This window comes from Methanobacteriaceae archaeon (genome assembly GCA_030656015.1).
In the GTDB taxonomy this organism is placed as follows: Archaea; Methanobacteriota; Methanobacteria; order Methanobacteriales; family Methanobacteriaceae; genus UBA349.
Genome location: JAUSNX010000004.1, coordinates 434,853 through 455,173, shown reverse-complemented (window position 1 = coordinate 455,173; position 20,321 = coordinate 434,853). Strand labels below are relative to the sequence as shown.

General features: G+C 31.9%; 20 protein-coding genes. 17 read left to right on the top strand and 3 right to left on the bottom strand.

From position 1 onward, the window contains the following. Positions 1-168 precede the first annotated feature (168 nt). Entirely contained in the window at positions 169-837 is a 669-nt protein-coding gene (locus Q7I96_05370) for an archaetidylserine decarboxylase (GenBank protein ID MDO9627043.1), read from the bottom strand. 845 nt (positions 838-1,682) lie between these two features. On the opposite strand from Q7I96_05370, the gene Q7I96_05365 reads away from it, so the two are divergent. The 14 genes from Q7I96_05365 (at position 1,683) to hemA (ending at position 15,219) form a co-directional block, all read left to right on the top strand. Continuing rightward, positions 1,683-2,312, top strand: coding sequence for a hypothetical protein (locus Q7I96_05365; GenBank protein ID MDO9627042.1), 630 nt, complete (start codon positions 1,683-1,685; stop codon positions 2,310-2,312). Position 2,313: 1 nt separating this feature from the next. After that, the gene (locus tag Q7I96_05360) at positions 2,314-3,387 is read left to right on the top strand and encodes a rod shape-determining protein (GenBank protein MDO9627041.1); all 1,074 of its coding nucleotides are present in this window, start codon (positions 2,314-2,316) and stop codon (positions 3,385-3,387) included. A 282-nt stretch (positions 3,388-3,669) separates the two neighbouring features. After that, entirely contained in the window at positions 3,670-4,299 is a 630-nt protein-coding gene (gene rnhB, locus Q7I96_05355) for a ribonuclease HII (protein ID MDO9627040.1), read from the top strand. 356 nt (positions 4,300-4,655) lie between these two features. Next, a complete protein-coding gene (locus Q7I96_05350) occupies positions 4,656-5,495 on the top strand; it encodes a MotA/TolQ/ExbB proton channel family protein (GenBank protein ID MDO9627039.1) in 840 nt (279 codons plus the stop codon). Between the two features lie 114 nt (positions 5,496-5,609). Continuing rightward, positions 5,610-6,005, top strand: a complete 396-nt coding sequence (locus Q7I96_05345; GenBank protein MDO9627038.1) for a biopolymer transporter ExbD — start codon at positions 5,610-5,612, stop codon at positions 6,003-6,005. Between the two features lie 112 nt (positions 6,006-6,117). Then, positions 6,118-6,720, top strand: coding sequence for an IMP cyclohydrolase (locus Q7I96_05340; protein MDO9627037.1), 603 nt, complete (start codon positions 6,118-6,120; stop codon positions 6,718-6,720). Between the two features lie 86 nt (positions 6,721-6,806). After that, positions 6,807-7,568 carry a coenzyme F420-0:L-glutamate ligase gene (locus Q7I96_05335; protein ID MDO9627036.1) on the top strand — a complete coding sequence of 254 codons (762 nt, stop codon included), beginning with the start codon at positions 6,807-6,809 and terminating at the stop codon, positions 7,566-7,568. A gap of 263 nt (positions 7,569-7,831) precedes the next feature. After that, the gene (gene cofD, locus Q7I96_05330) at positions 7,832-8,737 is read left to right on the top strand and encodes a 2-phospho-L-lactate transferase (protein ID MDO9627035.1); all 906 of its coding nucleotides are present in this window, start codon (positions 7,832-7,834) and stop codon (positions 8,735-8,737) included. Then, entirely contained in the window at positions 8,734-9,486 is a 753-nt protein-coding gene (locus Q7I96_05325) for a GTP cyclohydrolase IIa (protein MDO9627034.1), read from the top strand. Before cofD ends, Q7I96_05325 begins: the two co-directional genes overlap by 4 nt. A 251-nt stretch (positions 9,487-9,737) precedes the next feature. Then, the gene (locus tag Q7I96_05320; protein ID MDO9627033.1) at positions 9,738-10,448 is read left to right on the top strand and encodes a tRNA-dihydrouridine synthase; all 711 of its coding nucleotides are present in this window, start codon (positions 9,738-9,740) and stop codon (positions 10,446-10,448) included. A 270-nt stretch (positions 10,449-10,718) separates the two neighbouring features. After that, positions 10,719-12,314, top strand: coding sequence for a methyl coenzyme M reductase system, component A2 (atwA, locus tag Q7I96_05315; protein MDO9627032.1), 1,596 nt, complete (start codon positions 10,719-10,721; stop codon positions 12,312-12,314). A 278-nt stretch (positions 12,315-12,592) separates the two neighbouring features. Further along, the gene (locus tag Q7I96_05310; protein ID MDO9627031.1) at positions 12,593-13,066 is read left to right on the top strand and encodes a methanogenesis marker 9 domain-containing protein; all 474 of its coding nucleotides are present in this window, start codon (positions 12,593-12,595) and stop codon (positions 13,064-13,066) included. Between the two features lie 159 nt (positions 13,067-13,225). Beyond that, positions 13,226-13,990 carry a bifunctional precorrin-2 dehydrogenase/sirohydrochlorin ferrochelatase gene (locus Q7I96_05305; GenBank protein ID MDO9627030.1) on the top strand — a complete coding sequence of 255 codons (765 nt, stop codon included), beginning with the start codon at positions 13,226-13,228 and terminating at the stop codon, positions 13,988-13,990. Continuing rightward, positions 13,987-15,219 (top strand): glutamyl-tRNA reductase, encoded by a 1,233-nt coding sequence (gene hemA / locus Q7I96_05300; GenBank protein ID MDO9627029.1) that lies wholly within the window; start codon positions 13,987-13,989, stop codon positions 15,217-15,219. Before Q7I96_05305 ends, hemA begins: the two co-directional genes overlap by 4 nt. A gap of 140 nt (positions 15,220-15,359) precedes the next feature. On the opposite strand, the gene Q7I96_05295 is transcribed toward hemA, so the two are convergent. Both Q7I96_05295 and Q7I96_05290 read right to left on the bottom strand, forming a co-directional pair. Beyond that, positions 15,360-16,082 carry a DUF4013 domain-containing protein gene (locus Q7I96_05295; GenBank protein ID MDO9627028.1) on the bottom strand — a complete coding sequence of 241 codons (723 nt, stop codon included), beginning with the start codon at positions 16,080-16,082 and terminating at the stop codon, positions 15,360-15,362. Between the two features lie 197 nt (positions 16,083-16,279). Next, positions 16,280-17,404 (bottom strand): AAA family ATPase, encoded by a 1,125-nt coding sequence (locus Q7I96_05290; GenBank protein MDO9627027.1) that lies wholly within the window; start codon positions 17,402-17,404, stop codon positions 16,280-16,282. A 374-nt stretch (positions 17,405-17,778) separates the two neighbouring features. Here Q7I96_05290 and Q7I96_05285 point away from each other — a divergent pair, with 374 nt between their 5' ends. Genes Q7I96_05285 through Q7I96_05275 form a run of 3 tightly spaced genes read left to right on the top strand, consistent with a single transcriptional unit; the run spans position 17,779 to position 20,319 of the window. Next, positions 17,779-18,048 (top strand): hypothetical protein, encoded by a 270-nt coding sequence (locus Q7I96_05285; protein ID MDO9627026.1) that lies wholly within the window; start codon positions 17,779-17,781, stop codon positions 18,046-18,048. A 58-nt stretch (positions 18,049-18,106) separates the two neighbouring features. After that, positions 18,107-20,140, top strand: a complete 2,034-nt coding sequence (feoB, locus tag Q7I96_05280; protein ID MDO9627025.1) for a ferrous iron transport protein B — start codon at positions 18,107-18,109, stop codon at positions 20,138-20,140. After that, on the top strand, positions 20,137-20,319 hold the full coding sequence (locus Q7I96_05275; protein ID MDO9627024.1) for a DNA helicase PriA: 183 nt from the start codon (positions 20,137-20,139) through the stop codon (positions 20,317-20,319). Before feoB ends, Q7I96_05275 begins: the two co-directional genes overlap by 4 nt. Positions 20,320-20,321: the final 2 nt, after the last annotated feature.

Here is a 20,321-nt window from a genome sequence, read left to right as displayed (position 1 = left end):
TATTTATTAGTTAATGTTCATCAATTTAAAAAATTCTCACTATTTTAACCATATTTTTATTAATATCGGATATAATTCCACCTATATTTTATTCCTAATTGATTTATGTAGTAAAAATTTATAGAATTAATATTTAACTTAATTTAATCAAAAATATGATTTAATAATTTAATCTGCTTTTATGAAGCGACCCATAATTGTTTCAGCGGCTTTTGGCCGATCACCGACTTTAACCATTACTTCAAAGTTTTTCTCAGGAACAATTAAATCTACACGAGATCCAAACTTTATCATTCCTATTTTGCTCCCTATTTCTACATAATCTCCTATATTAACATATTGCACAATTCTCCTAGCTACAAATCCTGCAATTTGAATAACACCAACCTTACCATACTCCGTTTCTATTACAATTAAATTTTTTTCATTTTCAGTAAGAACACTTTTTCTAGCTATCTTAAATTTGCCCGGACAATACTTAGAATTAATTACTCTACCCGAAATAGGAACTCTGTTCACATGAACATCAAATGGGGACATGAACGTACTAATAAGAATTCCTTTTTCGTTTTTTTCAAGTAATAGATCCATAAGTGGGTCGTCATATACTAAATTGTCAATACGGTCTATTTTTCCAGTTAAAATTTTCCCATCGGCAGGTGCGACAACAATGCCTTTGCCATGAGGGGTTTTTCTTTTAGGGTCTCTGAAAAATTGCATGAAAAATGCGATTATGGAGAACAGAAAGAAGGTGATTAAAAAATAACCCAGTAAAAATGGTAAAACTGAAATTGTAAGGAAAATACTTGCCTTTTTGAGAGTTCCTTCAACGAACATTATTTATCACCAGAAAATGTGTGCTGACTTATTATAATAATCAGCACTAAATAAAAGTCATATAATAAACTAATTTGTTTAAACAAATATTAATAAATTATTAAATTATTTAAGAAGATTATATTTAGGGTCATTTCTAATTACAAGTTAATTATTTGTTTTTATCAATGAAATGAATTATGGATTATTAATTATATAATTATGGATTATAAATATATAATAAAATAAAATAATTAAATTCGCAAAGATTATCTTAAATCTAATGAATAATGTTATTTATATCTTAAATATTATTTTTACATCTTTTAGTTATAGCAAATTCTTGGGAATATGCTATTTTATGATGATTTGTGAATAAAAAATTGTATTCATATCCTAGTTTCATCTAAAATCACATTTCTATCAGTAATCGGCCAATATTTTATCATATCAAAGTATATATAATTATATGTTGAATATTTAGTATAGATAAAAATTATTTTTTGCCGAATATGTTATCTATTAAATAAGAAATATGGATACATTTGGGAATAAATATAAATAATTAGATTATTTAAATGAATTAATTATTAGATTGGATTTAATTGATTTATTTGCTATGATTTAAATGGTTTGATTGATTTAAATGGTATTTAATACTTAAAATTTAATACTTAATAAATGGAAATGAATCAAATTATATTAACGATTGTCAAAACAACTAAATCTAAAGGGATTCATTTTAATTAGTATAAATTGATTTATGAAAAGGATATATATTTTGAATATAATATTTTTGTAATTGGTAAATTTGTGATAACCGATAAAATATTTATTGATTACCATGAACAAAAGGCGTGGTATTAATGATTGAAAGTAAAATAAAAGTTCTCCGAAAAGCAGCACAGGTTTCCACCACCCAAAGTTCTGATAATATTTGGTGTGTAATTGCTGGAAATGAAGAAATGGTTAATAATGTAGCATACTCTGCTATTTCTTCTAAAGATCGGGTTAAAATTTTGTTCCGAGAACATGTGGACTTAAAAGAGTCATTTGTAAGAAAAAAATTTGATTTTATTATGTTATATGGGGATACTGATAAAATAAGGGAATTAAGTTTAATTTGTAAAGAAAATGGTGGTGCTTATCTTAAAATTGCCCCGTATTATGTAAAAAATGAGCCAAATCTCCTTTTATTAGCTGGGCCAGATAATGCCATTAAGAAATTTGCAGGTGATGCTGAAAAAGGCCAAATTGAATTCTCTTTTATTTTAGAAGATACCACTACGGGTTTTATTGAAACTGATGTTTATTTAACTGACCATTTACCTCAAATTATTAGGGATGTTGTAGATCCACTATTTAAAATGACTGACGTGGGTTTATCTACGATTCTTATATCTGTAGAGGAAAAAAATATTGAAAAAATCAATGAAGTGGCCAAATCTAACAAGGTATTCGTTGTAGAATTTAATAAGATCTTAGAGGAGGAATAATATGTTTTCATTTGGGAAAAAGAAGGTAGAGCAAGAAGATAGAAAAAAAGCCCTTACCAGTACTTTAGGTATTGATTTAGGTACTCTTAACACTGTGGTAGCAAAACCATCTGGTGATAAATTTGACTTATATAAAATTCCTTCAGTTGTAGCAGTTAAAAAGGATGATCCTTCTTATGTGCTAGCTGTGGGTGAAGAAGCAAAGTCTATGCTGGGAAGAACTCCTGAAGACATTGTGGCAGTAAGACCTTTAAGAAAAGGTGTTATTGAAAGTGTAGCACAAGCTGAAGCACTTTTAGTTTTTGCTATGGAAATGGGCTCTGAAGAAGATACGACCAGTATTGATAGGATTGTTATTGGTATTCCTGGTGACGCTTCTGAAGTGGAACGCAACGCTGTTGAAGAAATTGGACGAAAAGCCGGGGCCAGTTATGTTCTTGTAATTAGTGAAGGCCTTTCTGCAGCCATAGGCGCCGGTTTACCTATCGCTGAAGCTGCAGGAACCATGGTAATTGATATTGGTGCTGGATCCAGTGACTTGGTTGTTATATCTTTGGGTGGAATAACTGATATAGAAACCATTCGCTGGGGTGGGGACGATGTGGATGATAACATCGTAGACCAAGTTAAACAGAAATATGAAGTTGAAATAGGCATTCACGAAGCTGAAAAAGCTAAAATTAAGGTTGGAATGGTTCATTCAAACGCAGATCTAGAAATAGAAACAACCAGCTTAATTGGTAAGTGCATGAAGACTAACAAGCCTAAAGAGATAGAAGTTGATTCAACCATGGTTGCTAATGCTGCGGAGCCAATTGTAGTGAAAATTGTGGAAGCATTGGCTGCTGTTCTGGAAAGGTTATCTCCTGAGTTAATTTCCGGAGTATACAACAAAACAGTTGTTGTTGGAGGAACATCTCAATTAAAAGGTCTTAAAGAACGAATATTTGAAGAAGTAGGAATTCCAGTAGAAATTTCCAATGACCCTATGACTGTAGTGGCCAAAGGAGCGGCTATTGTGGCTGCTGAACCTCGTGCTTTAGAGCCTGAAGTCAGATTAAAAGCAATGAAATAGATTTAATCTATTTTTAACTTTTTTTTAATTTTTAATAAAATAAATTTAAGAAAAATTTAATTAATTCATTTCAAATATTTTTTTAACTTATTTATCTTCCGAAATATTATATTTAATATTAATTAATATTTCAGAAATTTTATTTATTCAACTGTTTATTAAGTAGACTTATTAAATTATAATAAGCTTAAAGAATTAGTATTATATTTATAATGTATAATTAAGTATTCAATCAATAATCCAGATATATTCTAGAATTATTATCAAAAGCAGATGAAAAAAATGAAGATTTTAGGAATCGATGAAGCGGGAAGGGGTCCTGTGTTAGGCCCTTTAGTTGTATGTGGGGCAGTTATACCTCAAGAAAAGATAGCTATTTTGGAGAGAATGGGAATAAAAGATTCTAAAAAACTAACTCCTTCCCGAAGAAATGTTTTAGCCCGTAAAATAAGGAAGATGGCTGATTGTCATGTTGTGAAAATAACTGCTCAGGATATAGATAATTTACGGGCCAAGGATGTCAATTTAAATGAAATTGAAAAAATTGCCATGATGAAAATTATTAACATGGCCCAAGCCGATTCGGTTATTATTGATTCTGTAGATGTTGATCCGGCAAGACTTACCCGTCAAATTAAGGAAGTTGTAGGTGATGAAATGGATGTCATGTCAGAGCACGGGGCTGATGATAAATATATTCCTGTGGCTGCGGCATCCATTGTGGCTAAAGTCGAAAGAGATATTGAAATTGAAAAATTAAACCGACAATACAAAAAAATGGGGGGTATGGGTTCTGGATATCCTAGTGATCCAAGAACAAAGGCTTTTTTACAGAAATTTGAGTATGATGAGCTTCCAGATTTTGTTAGAAAATCATGGGCCACTGTAGAAAAACTTAAAAACAAAAAATAGTTCATATCGGATAAATTATAGTAAATAATTAAATATTAGCTTTTTAAAACTAGTTTAATGTATTTTCAACTATTAAAAACCAAAATTAAATATTTATAAAACTTTTTAAATCAACCATAAAAACACTATTTTTAAATACTAATTTATTATAGCATCATCTATCTAAAATATTAAATAAATCTAAAAAATGAACTTTATCTGAAATCATTATAAAATTAATTAATTTATCTTTAATATTTTTTGAGATATTAAGAAGATTATTTAATGAATTATTAGATATTAACCGGATTATCTTAAAAATTAAAATCAATAAGAATAACTGATAATGAATAAATTAACTCATTAAAGGAGATATTATGATATTCGACTTCTTTACCAGTACTTTTGGCACCATTTTAGAAATGTTCAAAAATGGGGGAATAATAACTTATATTATTGCTATAATTGGAATTTATGGTCTTATTACATCTCTTGAAAAGATTCACTATTTAAGAAAAATTTCTAAAGCAAGTACACCTCAGATTATTAACACGGTCAATGATGCGATGGAGCGCGGCGGATCACTGGAAGCTCTAAAATCTATTGGCCACTATCAAAATCCAGTTTCTAGAATAATTTCTGAAGCTCTAAAAATAGGATATAGAAATAAATCTGAAGTTGAAGATGCGATGGAAAGGGTTTTCATCGTTGAAATGAGTGTAATGACTAAGGGTTTAAGCATGCTGAGGACCATGATCGAGATTGCTCCTCTTTTAGGCCTTATTGGTACGGTAATTGGTATATGGTACACTTTTAAAGCTATGGGTATTGGTGGAAACTCTTCAGGCATGGCTGAAGGAATTTACATATCATTAATTACAACTATTGCTGGTTTAGCCGTAGCCATAACATTATTGCCTCTTTATTCTTATATAACTGGCCTAATTGAAAAAGAGATGGATAAAATTGAATTGGCAAAGAAAATGACTAATTGGGGATATGCTACTGTGAGATTAATGGTAGATACTGATATTCCTTGTGCAGTGGATGCTCTCCGGGATTCTGAAGGTATTGTAAATGTCAAGGAAATAAATGAACCTGAATCTAATATATGGCTTGCTTTTAAACCAAGTATGCTGGAGAAAAGTATCAACAATATCATTTTAGAAAAATGCAATGCTAGTGCTGAAATCGTGGAAAGTAAATTAAAACAATAGTAATAATAAAAAAGTGAACTACAAAAATAAATTTTGATGAATAAAAGTTAATTAATAACTTAATTAAATATTCAAAAAAACTAATGTATTTTATAATCATTAAAAGGGGTTCAAATGGCAATAGACGTTGATAAGTACCGAAAAAAGCTTAAAGGAAATAATCCTCGCTTCAATATGGTGCCTTTCATTGACATTCTTTTTACTATATTGATATTTGTAATAGTTACTAGCAGTTTTCAAGCAGCAGATACTTCTTCATCAGGTAAACCTCAGCAAACAGAAAGTATGGGTCCTTCCGACTATTATCTTATACCTGTGGCTGGATTAGAAACAGTAACTGTAAATGGGGTTAATGTGTCCAATTTAATTAAAGATAGCTCTATTGCAGTACATACTCGTGTAATTGATGAGGGGGAGATCATTATAAAGCCTAAAAATAAGATGATTATCATTACTACGCCTCCAGGCATGTCTGTGAACGAGGCGGTTAAATCTCCTAGTAATATATGATCTTCTAAAATAATTCAATTCAGATATTTATTAAAAATTAAAATTTATTTAATTAAGTTTACTTTAATTTGCATAATGTTTTTACAATTTAAGTAGAGTAATTGGTGAAAAAATGTATCTTGGTAGAATTTTATCCGTCGGAAATAATGATAATGGGTCTTATGTAGCATATAGGGTTTCAAGCAGATCTTTTCCAAATAGAATGGCCAAATCCTTTGAAGATAGGGTGGCCATCATTCCTAAAGAAGGACATGAAAAGGATGTTTTTGTAAATCCTTACATAGCATATAATTGTATAAAAATAGTTGATGATATTGCTGTTGTTTCTAATGGATCTCATACTGATGTAATTGCAGATAAGATTTCTGTAGGAATGAATATTAGAGATGCTCTGGCATTATCTTTAATGACTATGGACTATGAAAAAGACGACTTCAATACTCCAAGAATCGCTGGAGCAGTTACTAAATCTGGCGAAGCTTATATTGGTATTGTTACTCACGAAAATTTGATTGTTGAGAAAGTTCCTGAGGGAGAATCATGTTACATATCTACTTATGAACACATTAAACCCAATAAAGTCGAATTTGAAGCATCTAACTCTCAAGAAGCCTCAGAATTCATCATGAATAAAGGCAAATTTGAAGAATTCACTAATCCGGTAACTTCTGCAGCGGCCTTTTTAGGGAATAAATGGGAATTAAGTTCAATTTAACTAATTCCTCTAAAATATTGCTTTATTTAATTGATGGGAAAGTAAAATACAATAATTATAATAAAATACTTTTTAACGGTGTTTCAATGCAAATCCAATTAATAGGCCTTACTGAAATTCCTCTGGTAAATGAGGGAGATAATTTGCAAGAGTTAATTCTTAAATCCACTAACCTGCAGGGAATAACTCTGAATGATGGTGATATTCTGGTAGTTGCTGAAACATTAATCTCTAAGGCTGAAGGGAATTTTATTGATTTAGAATCCATTGTTCCAAGTACCAAAGCTATGGAGCTGGCTGAAAAAACAGGTAAAGATCCAAAACTAGTTGAAGCAATAATTCAAGAATCCAATGAAATTATTAGAGTAGGGCCTGATTTCATCGTATCTGAGACTAAACATAGTTTTATTTGTGCCAATGCCGGAATTGATGAATCCAATGTGGATGAAGGAAAAGCCACTCCTATACCCATTAATCCTGATAAAAGCGCATTGCAATTGAGAAATAATCTTGAGAATAGTACTCAAAAGGATCTCGCAGTAATTATTTCAGACACCCAGGGTAGGCCTTTCAGAGAAGGCGCGGTTGGGGTTGCTATAGGTGTTTCTGGAATAAATTCGCTCTGGAATCGTCAGGGTGAAATTGATTTATATGGTCGGGAACTTCAAACCACTCAAATAGCAGTAGCAGATGAATTAGCTGCTTCAGCATCTTTAATAATGGGCCAGGCCGATGAAGGAATACCTGTTGTTATTATAAAAGGATATAATAATTTTAATAATCTTAGGAATGTAGTAGATGGGGCTAAATCTCTGATAAGGCCTAAAAAATTTGATGCATTCCGTTAAAAGTTAATTATTTTTTATAAACTCAATAAAATAGTTAATAATCTAGAAAATCAAATGAATGAAACAATAAATTTTATATTACATTCAATTTCTATTACAATATACTCTTGATTGAAATTATTAGATTTTATTTAAATTTTGTAATTTTAGAATATTAGAATTAAAATTAGAATAATGGAATTAAAACTAATACTAAAATAACAATTTCTAGATTTAACAATAAGAAAAAATATTAAGATTAATTTTAAAAAAGAGAGATTTAAATGATCACAGTATTATCTGGTGGCACGGGAACTCCTAAATTAATTCAAGGAATCAAAGAGACTATTAATCCTTCTTTAATTAATGTGGTAGTAAATACTGTGGAAAATGATTATTTCTCTGGAGTTTATGTAACTCCGGATATTGACACGGTTCTTTATACTCTATCAAATTTAATAAACGATGAAACCTGGTATGGGCTGAAAGATGATACATTCATTACTAATGAAAAATTAAATGAATTTGGTTCTCCAGAGCTGTTGCGAATTGGAGACCAGGACCGAGCTTTGAAAATACAAAAAACAATGCTTATAAAAAATCATTCTCTCTCCCAAGCAGTTGATATTCAAAGAAAAGCCCTTAAAATCAAAGCAATGATTCGACCCATGAGTGATGAGCAATCTGAGATTAAAATTCTAACTCCTCAAGGAGAAATGAGTTTTCATCAGTTTTTAATTAAAGAAAAAGCTGAACTGGATGTTTTAGAAGTGGTTTATAATTATGTGGAACCGGCTCCGGGAGTAATAGAATCAATTGAAGAATCTGAAATAGTGATTATTGGGCCTTCAAACCCGATTACTTCTATAGGTCCCATAATATCAATGAATGGTGTGAAAAAAGCACTGAAAAAAGCTTATGTCGTGGGAATTTCGCCCATAATTGGTAATTTGCCAGTTAGTGGCCCCGCGGCTAAATTTATGGAAGCAGCGAACCTACCTGTCTCATCAGTAGGTGTTTGTTCCATGTATGCAGATTTTTTAGATAAGTTTGTTATTGACCCTGATGATACACTTTTAGAGAAAGAAATAGAAAAACTAATAAAAGAGGTCACAATAACAAACACCAAGATGAGAAACATTGGGGATAAAGTTATGTTAGCCAGAACAGTATTGAGTGGAATATTATGATACAAATGACTCTAATTCAAATTGACAACTACGGCCCTTGGACAGTTACTCCAACTCCAAGAGCCGAGGCAGATCTTCAGATTTTACAATCAGAACTATATGCTGATTTGCAAAGACAGTTTGCTGCTAAGCAAGGGCTGGTTTTTTTCACCCGCTTTGACAACATGCTGGCCATAACCAATAATGTGGATGTAGAGGACCATCTGCGCATACAAAAATCTATTGGTAATCGATATCCCGTAACCATTAGTATGGGTGTTGGTGCAGCAGAAACTCCTTATGATGCTCAGCGAAATGCCACACAAGCTCTTCAAAATCATGGCGGGGCTCAATCGGAAGAGCGAAAAGAAATTCTAGCTATTGATGGCTTGGTTAATAAAGAAGATAGCTTTGTTCAAATAGCTCACATAGATATTAATGGAATCACAGATTCCTTAACAGATATTATTCCTGCTTATGACACTTCATTTATCGTTAATAGGGTTCAGCACTTTTTAATGAAGAAATTAATTGAAAAAGGATCACTTCTCTTCTTCATTGGTGGAGACAACTTCATGTCACCTTGTAATGGACTGGAACCAGAAGGACTACTGACCATAATTAAAGAAATCGAAGATGAAATAAATGTTGCCCTAAAAGCAGGCGTTGGAAAAGCCCCTAATGCTGAAAAAGCAGCTAATTTGGCGGATTTAGCTCTAGAAGAGATTAGAAGTGGTTTTACAGACTTGGTTCATGTAATGAAGGAGTAATAAATATTATTTATAATAACTTAAGTTTTCATTAATTCATTACTTAAACTAAATTTTTTTATAATTATTATTCAGTACTTCTAAGAACTACTGATTTAATACCCTGTCGATAGAATTAATGAAACAATTAATAACTGAATAAAATGTTATTTTAATTAACTGAAATCCAATAGCCATTAATTTTTTATTCAATGGTTATTAAAAGGTAATATTAACTGCAAAGGATTGATTATATTAAAGTTTTGGCTCCCATGGCAGGAATAACTGATGCAAAATTCTGCCTTAAATTAATTCCTTTCGGTTTTGATATGGTTACCCTAGGTGGATACAATATTGACTCGCCCACTATCACTGCTGGTGAAAAAATTCTTCAAAGAGGAAGGCCAGAATTTTCAATAAATGAAGAAGATTATTTTGAGGTAATTTATAATCAGGCCAAGGAGATTAAGGAAAATTGGAATGGATTAGTTTCTGTAAACTTGCGTTCTACTACTCCAGATCCGATTATCGAGATTTCAAGAATTAAAGAAGTTGATGTGGTCGAAATAAATGCGCATTGTCGTCAAAGTGAAATTACAGAAATAGGATGTGGCCAGGCCATGCTGCAAGATTTGGAATTTTTAGAAGAATTTTCTGCAGAAGTAGTAAAAAAGTCTTCAGCAAAGGTTTCGCTTAAATTCAGAGCTAATGTTATAAATTTAGATAATTTAGCAATAGTTAAGGCTGTCGAATCGGCCGGATGTGATTTTATCCATATTGATGCCATGAAGCCAGGATTTGACTATGCTGACTTGGACATTATTCATGAAATAAGTCAGAATATTGAGACATTTCTAGTAGGCAATAACTCCATTATAGATGTCGATTCTGCCAAAAAAATGTTATCTGCGGGGGCCAATGGTATATCTATTGCCCGAGCAGCTATGGGTGGCCGAATTAATTTTGATTTATCCAAAATTTAAAAATTTTTGAATTTTGCCATTCTGATTTAATAAACTAAGACCAACTTTTCACAAAGCTCAATTCATTAATTATGAATTCTATAATTTACAATTAAAATATTTAATCAATATAAAAATTTACACTTTACGATAAAATTTAAAAAGTTTATTTAAATAGATTGACTAAATTAATTATGATATAAAAAATAATATTAAATTTATTTGGAAATAACGAAATAGAATAGGATATCAATCTATTATCTATTACTATTCATTGAAAAAGGTGGTAGTATGTCTTTTATAGTGCTAGAAAACGTTACAAAAACGTTCAATGACGTCGATGTTTTAAAAAACTTAAACATAACCATAAATGAGGGCAGTGTCTTGGGTATTTTAGGTAGAAGTGGTTCAGGAAAATCAGTACTCATTAATATGCTCAGAGGAATGAAGGATTATAAACCGGATAAAGGAAAAATTATTTATAATGTTGCTATTTGTCCTGATTGCTTGAGGGTGGAACCTCCTTCATTTGATGAAAAGGATTGCGAGTGTGGTGGCAAGCTACATGTAGAAAGTGTTGATTTTTGGAACTGCGATAGAAAATTCTTTGCAGCAATCAAAAGGCGAATATCTATTATGCTCCAGAGGACTTTTGCACTTTATGAAGATGATACTGTTATTGATAATGTAATGAAGTCAATAGTTGGTGGAGAGGATGAAGAAAATACTTATTTCGCCTTAGAATTATTGGAAATGACTCAGATGACTCATCGAATCACTCATATTGCTCGTGATTTGAGTGGTGGGGAAAAACAAAGAGTAGTTCTTGCAAGACAAATGGCCAAAAGACCCATGTTATTTTTGGCGGATGAACCTACTGGAACATTGGATCCTAAAACTGCGGAATTACTGCACGAAGCTCTAGTAGATGGTGTAAAAGATAAGGGAATTACTATGGTTATCACTTCGCATTGGCCAGAAGTAATGAAAAAACTTTCTAATCATGTAATTTGGCTTGAAAAAGGTGAAATTATTGAAGAAGGTGCTCCTGATGATGTGGTGGCTAAATTCATGGCCCAAGTTCCCCTTCCTGAGAAAGGAGAGGAATTTGAAGTAGGCGGACCTATAATTGAGATGAAACAAGTCAAAAAACACTATTATTCCATTGAACGGGGAGTAGTAAAAGCAGTGGATGGTATTGATCTCGAGGTTGATCAAGGGGAGATATTTGGTGTAGTGGGTCTTAGTGGGGCTGGAAAAACAACATTATCTCGAATTCTTTTTGGATTAACCGAGCCCAGCAGTGGGGAAATATCTGTTAAACTTGGTGAAAATTGGATTGATATGACTCAAAAAGGCCCATTAGGCAGAGGCAGGGTTATGCCTTATTTGGGAATCCTTCATCAGGAATACAGTCTTTACCCTCACCGTAATATTTTAGGAAATCTTACCGAAGCAATTAGTTTAGAATTGCCTGCGGAGTTCGCGAAAATGAAAGCTGCCTATGTACTAAAAGCCGTGGGATTCGAAGAAGATTATGCAATGACTATCTTAAGCAAAGATCCAGATGAATTAAGTGGTGGGGAGAGGCACAGAGTTGCTTTGGCCCAAGTTTTAATTAAAGAACCTAATATTGTCATTCTGGATGAACCAACAGGCACTATGGATCCTATTACTCGTGTTCAGGTTACAGATTCTATTATTAAGGCCCGTGAAGAGCTTAATCAAACATTTTTAATTATTTCCCACGATATGGAATTTGTTTTAGATGTTTGTGACCGGGCCGCTTTGATGCGAGGCGGAAAAATACTCCAAATTGGTAATCCTAAAGATATTGTTGAAGAATTAACACCTCATGAAAAACAGAGTATGCTTACTGAGGAATAATCCATAGGATAATTCGTTTAATTATTTTGAACCAAAAATTTAAAATAATATTTTAAAATAATTATTGGAATTATCACTTTTTTATTATTTAATAAATTTTTTGGATGGCTAATAGTAAATTACTAAACTTATAAATTATTTAATAATATAAATTAATTAAATTTTGTAAATTTAAATTCACAGATAAATGTCTTGAATTTTAATATTAATTAATGAATTTACAACTATCTTAACCGAATTAGTTAAAAATAGTTATTAAAAATTTGGAGGATATTAATATGGTATGGGATGATGCACCATCACACGTTTGTAGAGGCGGTGACAAAAGGGCACTAAGTTTTTGCTGCCCTCCAGTGAAGCCGTGTCCCATTTTATATGCCCTGGAAGACGCGGGTATCACACCTCAAGATTATATCGGAATTAAAGAAGAATTTGGAAAGAAAACAAGGCTAGGAGAAGGTGAAGGGACCTGTTTCGGTTCACTGGTATGGTGTTGTAAGCCATCTAAGCCCTGTCCTTTAAGGGACATGGTCATGAGGCGTATTGACATGAGTACTGATGAGTTCTTGGAACTTAAAAAACAACTTTCTGAAGAACTAGTTGGAAAATCGGATTTTCTAGATGAAGACGGTGTGAAAGCACTAGCAGACACATTTAATGTTTCTGAAGAAGAAGCTTTGAAAGTACTTAAAGAATGTGGTAATGATATTAGGACTGCTATGAAAGTTCTTAGAATGAAAGATGCTGAATAAATAATGGGACAACGCTCTTATTTATTTCATTATTTTCATTATTATTACCCAAATGAATAATTTGCAATTAATATTGGGTTCATTATGAATAAGAGTTAATTTATAGATAATTAAATATTATACTCAATGAAGATGAATATTTAATAATAGGAGATTTTTATGACCTGGACTCCCCTTTTTCTTAAAACTGACAAAATGAAGGTCCTAGTATTGGGTGCTGGGGAAGTTGGTGAGAGAAGGGCGTCCCGTTTTATTCAAGCGGGTGCTGAGGTAATTGTTACTGGGGGAAAGATTTCAGATAATCTTCAAAAACTGGGTGCAATGACCAAACCAATTAATGAGATAGAAATTCTGGTTGAATGGGCCGATCTGGTTGTTCTGGCCAGTGGGGATAGTGAAATGAATAATAAAGTTGCAAGTCTTGCAGGAGAAAAGCTTTTAAATCGTGCAGACGCTCCTTTAGAAGGCAATGTTATTGTTCCCACTACATTTTCTATAGCTGATGCTCAAATATCCATATTCACTGGTGGAAAAAGTCCTTTAATGGCCCGTATGCTTAGAAAGAAGATACAATCCATCATAACTCCGGAAGATATATTAAAAATTGAATTACAGGATTATTCCAGAACTAAATTAAAAGAATGTGTTGTAAATCAGAAATTAAGGCGAGATTACCTTTATCAAATTTCTAATAACCCTGAAATTAATAAATGTCTTAAAGAAAATAATTTAGAAGAGGCCATTGATAATGTTAATTCTTTTATAAGTCAACTTGACGATTCTGATTTAAAAATAAATAATCATGGCAATAGTTCTGAAAATCCAGATGAATTATATAAGAGTCAGAACTCTAAGAACCAGAATTCTAATAAAAAGGGGCCTATGAATCAGAAATCTAAAAATATTGGGGAGGACTCTTTTTGATTTTAAATATTAGGGTTGATCATAAAACAGCAGATATTCAGACTATGGAAAACTCAATATCTTCTCTTGATGATTTATTTAACTATTTAAAGTCAAACTATTTAGTTAAAGAGTTTATTTCAATAAAAACCTGCAACCGCGCGGAGTATTATATTTTTGTCAGTTCTTTTCATGATGATTCTAATTATTGTAGTCTGGAAGATGATTTAAAATCTGGATCTTTTATTAAAGAGGGTTTGGTAATTGAAAAAGATCAAAATGCTATGGAACATCTTTTAAGACTATCTTCTGGTTTAGAATCAATGATTATTGGTGAAGATCAAATTTTGGGCCAAATAAGGGATGCTAAAAGAAGAGGAATAAAAGAAAATACTTCTGGTTTAATTTTAAATACTATTTTTACTAAGGCTATTCATGTAGGTCAGGCCGTACGGAAAAAAACTCACATTAATCGAGGATGCGTTTCTATTGGTTCCGCAGCAGTTGAACTGGCAGAAGAAGTTCATGGCAATCTCAAATGTAAAAAAGTTCTGGTGGTAGGTGCTGGAAAGATGGGAACTCTGGTGGCCAAGGCATTGGTTGAGAAACATTTGAAGGCTATTGTGGTCGCCAACAGGACTTATGATCGGGCGGTAGAATTGGCCAAAGAATTAGGTGGTTATGCCATTCATTTTGATCTTCTAATGGAATTTATGGCTGATGCTGATGTTATTATAAGTGCTACTGGTGCCCCTCATCCTATTTTAACTTATGAAAAAGTGAAGGATGCCGTACCTCCAGAGCGAAGAGAATCTTTAGTAATGGTTGATATTGCTAATCCTCGTGATATTGAAGATAAAGTGTCGGAATTAGGGGTTAAAGTATTTAATATAGATAATTTACGCGGAATTGCAGATGAAAACCGCAAGATGCGAGAAGAAGAGGCTAAAGAAGCTGAAAAAATTGTTCAGGAAGAATTAATCCTTCTTGAAAAATCTCTTAAACACATTGAAGTGGAGCCACTAATTTCACAAATACGCCGTGAAATGGAGCTAATTAGGACAAATGAAACTCAAAAGGCCATTAATATGTTAGGTGATCTCAATGGCAAAGAAAAAGTTGTTGAAAATCTTACCAAGTCAGTGGTTGATAAAATCTTCTTTGATGTAGTTTCTAATATTAAACAAGCTGCTGAAAATCAAGATGATGAACTAATTAAAGCTTGTGAGCTTATTTTTAAACGAAATTAATAATTTCATTTTGGAATTATATTTTAATTAGAATAATATGTATTCAATTTTATTTTTAAAATTTTAATTGGATATTTTTAATTAAGCAGAAATTAATTTGATTATTTACAAGCTAGAATACTTACATTAATAATTTCATTTTAATTATAACGGTCCATAGTACCTAAAAAGCGACTGGTCAAAATAGCTAAATATGGTGCGATTATCATTTCCAGTATTGTACTACCTATGGGATCCATATATCCTCTTATTTCATCCACCACAAATGGTTTTAATATCACAAATATAAGTGCAGTTAAAAAACACACTACTAAAAATTTTTTCAACCCTACATTCTTTATTTTTCTAAATATGCCTCTATAATCAAATGCTGATTTTAATTTACCTTTATTATGGGCCATATTCAGTATTGCTGCTTGTAAAATTATAAAAAATATGATTCCAATTACCAAGGAAAGTAAAAACAATTCGAGCGGAAATTTTACAGAAATATCATTCCCCAAATAGATCAATGTCAACCCTGCGGAAATGACAAATAGCACTGCAGGAATGAACATATAACTGCCAACTACTAAAGAATCTTTGAGCCCGTGTGTAAATAATTGTAGCAGATTACTAAATGGTGGTAATTTATCTGATCCATCTACAGAGGACTCTATTATTCTGAATAAATAGCCGGCTTCTATGAAAACTAAAATAAAAAATGCAACTAAAAATATGTAATTAAAGAAATCTGGCATTAACATGTCGGTAGTTTGATCTAATAGGTCTATATCCACGAATATTATTCCTAATAAGATAAATTTTGTCCAGTCTGAAGCTGCGAACTTACTGGCATCTAAAAATAGTTCCTTAATGCTCATATAGTCATATTTATTTTAATGATAAATATTTTATTCTAAAAAGAATATGAAATTCAATTAAGTTGAATTAATTAATCAAATATTAACCAAATTAATTAATTTATAATCAATATTTTAATTCAAAAACTTTTTAAAAAAATTAAAAATAAATAATTAAAAATAAAGATGGGATGAAAATAATGGTTTTTAAGGGATGATTAAGCAAACATTCCCTTAGGTTCGTTCTTTTCGGTCTGATAATTTTTAAGAGCATATTCGACGTGCTTCATTTCCACTACCTCTTCATCATCAGATATGGCTTTATGAAGGGAATTTTTTAATAGTTTTTCTTTAATATCTCTTCCAGACATTCCTTTGGATAACTGGGCCAGCTTTTCCACAGAAACCTTTACTTCCAGAGGCATGGAATCAATATTGTTTTTGATTATTTCCTTTCTTTCTGGTTCTTCTGGAAGTTTAAATTCTATTTCCTCTTCAAATCGGCTTCTAATAGCATAATCTAAAACGGATGGGTTGTTGGTAGCACCTATGGTAACTACACCGTAGTTTTGTTTAATACCGTCCATTTCAGTTAAAAGTGCATTCACCACTTCTGAAACATCTCCTCGCAGGGATTGGTATTTTCTATCCAGACCTACAGCATCAATTTCGTCAATAAATATTACTGAAGGCGAATTTTTAGCTGCAATATCATATAATTCGTGTATTTGGCGGGCACCATCACCCACATGATCTCCAATAAGAGTAGTGGCCTTTATGAGGTATAATGGGACTTTAAGCTCATTAGATAATGATTTGGCCAGCATAGTCTTTCCAGTACCGGGTGTTCCAAAAAATAGGACATTTCTAGGGGCCCATTCTTTGAATTTTTCAGGATCCTGAAGATACTTCATTATTATTTTACATTTAGTTTTGGCTTGTTCTTGGCCTACCACATCATCTATTTTAAGTTGAGTTTCTATTTTCTGAATATCATCAGAATCTTTTAAAACATCAACTAGGAGTATAGATGTATTTTCAGTTATTTTTGACTCGTCAGGATGTGCTTTAATAACTTTAAAAGCATAATCTGGCAGTAATTTTTGATCAAAAAGATAAGATCCTTCTTTTGCAGTAAATCCTTCCCACTGGTCTTGTGCATATAACTCAAAGAGTTCTTTATCGAAAACTTCTATTTTAGGAGTTTCTACTAAATTACAAATGAATGGATAACCTACTGGTTGGAGAACAACCACTTTAGCCTCTTTTTTAGGTTCATTAGAGGCAATTAATAATTTGTTTTCTGTTATATGTGAATCGTAAACTATATTGTTAAATTTCACTGCATCACCTTAAATTTAAAAAAAATTGATAAAAATAATTTAATTTATTATAATTTTAAATCAATAAACTGGATTTTAGTTTCTAAATTTTAATTTCTATATACTTGATTTTTAATAAAATCATTATGACTTTAAATACATATAATTCTTTTTGAATATTCATTTTTCAAATCATGATTAATTTCTATTATGAAATAATTATGAATTCGTTTTTTTTTTTGATTTCAAAGTTTATATATTCTTTTAATTTTTTGCTCAACCTAAAAAATTTTTAGGTGAACCTAAAATTTTATATATGATGATAATCCACTTAAATTAATGAAAGTTTAGGCAAACCTAAATTTAAATTTCTATTAGTCTGATATTGGTGAACAATGAATGATGTAAACTATAAAAAAATGGATATACCATTCACTCCGGTTGTAAAAACGCATGCTAACATGGAATTAAGTATTTTAAATAGAGAGCGTGTGGCCAAAACTAATTGGACGGCTGTTGAAAATCTTCAAGAATTTTTCGATGATCTGGGCCATATGGTGGCAGAAGAAGCTTCCAGAGAGGCATCTAAAAATGGAAAAAACATTATTGGTCCTGAATATATGAAAAAAGCTATTCAAACAGTAATATGTGAATATACTCTTTAAATTCGTTAATAAATTCTATTTTACAAATTATTTTAAAAATATTAGGAGAAATACTTTAATGTGGACAAAAAATATCAAAAATTGGTTTAAATCGAATAAAAAGGATCAAAAGGATTTTAAAGAAAATTCGAAACTGAAATCAAAATTAGATTCGGTTAAACCAAAAAAGATAGTTTTGCTCGGTAATCCAAATGTTGGTAAGAGTATGCTTTTTAACCAATTAACTGGTTCTTATGTGACTGTATCCAACTATCCCGGTACCACTGTAACTGTTGATCGTGGGAAATTTAATATTGATGGAAAAAAATTCGAAATAATGGACTCTCCAGGGATGTATTCTTTAAGTTCCATCACTGAGGAGGAAAGAATTTCCAAGTTAATGCTATTGGAAGAAGACAATGACATTATTATCCATGTAGTAGACTCAAAAAATCTGGAGAGGATGTTAACATTAACTTTACAACTAATTGAGGCAGAATTGCCTATAATACTAGTATTAAACATGATGGATGAGGCTAAAAAAGTTGGAACTATAATTAACCATTCGAAACTAGAAAAACAACTTGGAATACCTGTAGTTCCTACTACTGCTGCTACAGGACATGGCTTAGATCTTCTTAGAGAAATGATAGGTAATTATCATAAAAAAGACAAAATTTTCTCAGTAGAATATAATACAGTTTTAGAAGCGGCTGTTAATAAAATTAGTGCATTAATCCATAATAAATATCCTATTTCTAAGCGTGCATTATCATTGTTGTTATTACAAGAAGATGGGGATGTAAAAAAATTAATTAAAGAAAATAATGATTCTAATTATGAAAAAATAATGTTAGTGGTAAAAGAAACTACTTCACAATTCAGAATGCCACTTAATTATCTTTTTAAGCTCAGATTACAAAAAAATGCTACAGAACTGGTTTCTTCAACATTAAAAACTGAAAAAACAGATAAATTATCTTGGGGCGAAAAGATTAGTCGGTTAATGATAAATCCTGTGACTGGAATACCTATATTGCTGGTAATAATGTATTTTGGTCTTTATCAGTTTGTAGGGGTTTTTGGTGCTGGAGATCTGGTGGACTTGGTGGAATCCACTATATTTGGAGAATGGATAAACCCTTTCGTAACCAACTTTGTGCTTAATTACATCCCATTTACAGCAATCCAAGAATTATTGGTAGGGGAATATGGTATCTGGACATTGGGTGTGACTTATGCCACAGCTATTATATTGCCTATTGTAGGCACATTCTTCCTGATGTTTTCTATAATGGAAGACAGCGGATATCTGCCTCGTTTAGCTATGTTGATAAACCGGTTTTTTAATTTAATAGGACTCAGTGGGAGGGCGGTTATACCCATGGTGCTGGGTCTTGGTTGTGGAAGTATGGCTACCATGGTAACCAGGACTTTAGAAACACCCAGGGAACGGACCATAGCCACCATACTTCTGGCATTAACCATACCTTGTGCAGCTCAGTTAGGAGTAATATTCGCGGTTCTATCTGGACATCCTTCTGCATTGTGGCTTTGGTTCGCTATAATGTTATTATTATATGTAATAATTGGATTAACAGCTTCAAAATTATTGCCTGGTGAGAATCCAACGTTTTATATGGAAATTCCTCCTTTAAGACTACCCAGACCAACTCAGGTACTGAAAAAAACTTATACTCGCCTAATATGGTACTTTAAAGAAATAATTCCTTTATTTATACTTATAAGTATTATATTATGGGCTTTAAGCTTAACTGGAATTCTAAACATGATGATTGCACTGATTGCGCCGGTGATTACAGCCATAGGATTGCCTATTGAAACTGCTGAAACATTCATACTTGGATTCTTCAGGCGAGATTATGGTGCAGCAGGATTGTATGATATACAGAGTACTTTAACTGGGGTACAGCTATTAGTTTCTGCAGTGGTACTAACCCTTTTCATGCCTTGTGTGGCTCAGTTTATGGTAATGACCAAGGAAAGAGGATGGAAAATTTCGTTATTAATTGCAGTTTTCGTTGTTACCTTTGCATTTACCATGGGATTTGTCCTTAACTGGATATTAACCACTTTGGGGGTAGTTTTATGAAATGTGCTCTTTGTGGACATGATTTTGATGAAACTAAAAGACTGGAAATTTGTCAGGGATGTTTAGGATATGGTTGTAAGAAAATCAGATGCCCTAATTGTGGATATGAAACTTTACCTGACCCAGAAATTGGTTCAAAAATAATTAAATTCTTAAAAAGGCTTAAAAAGGAGGCTTAAAA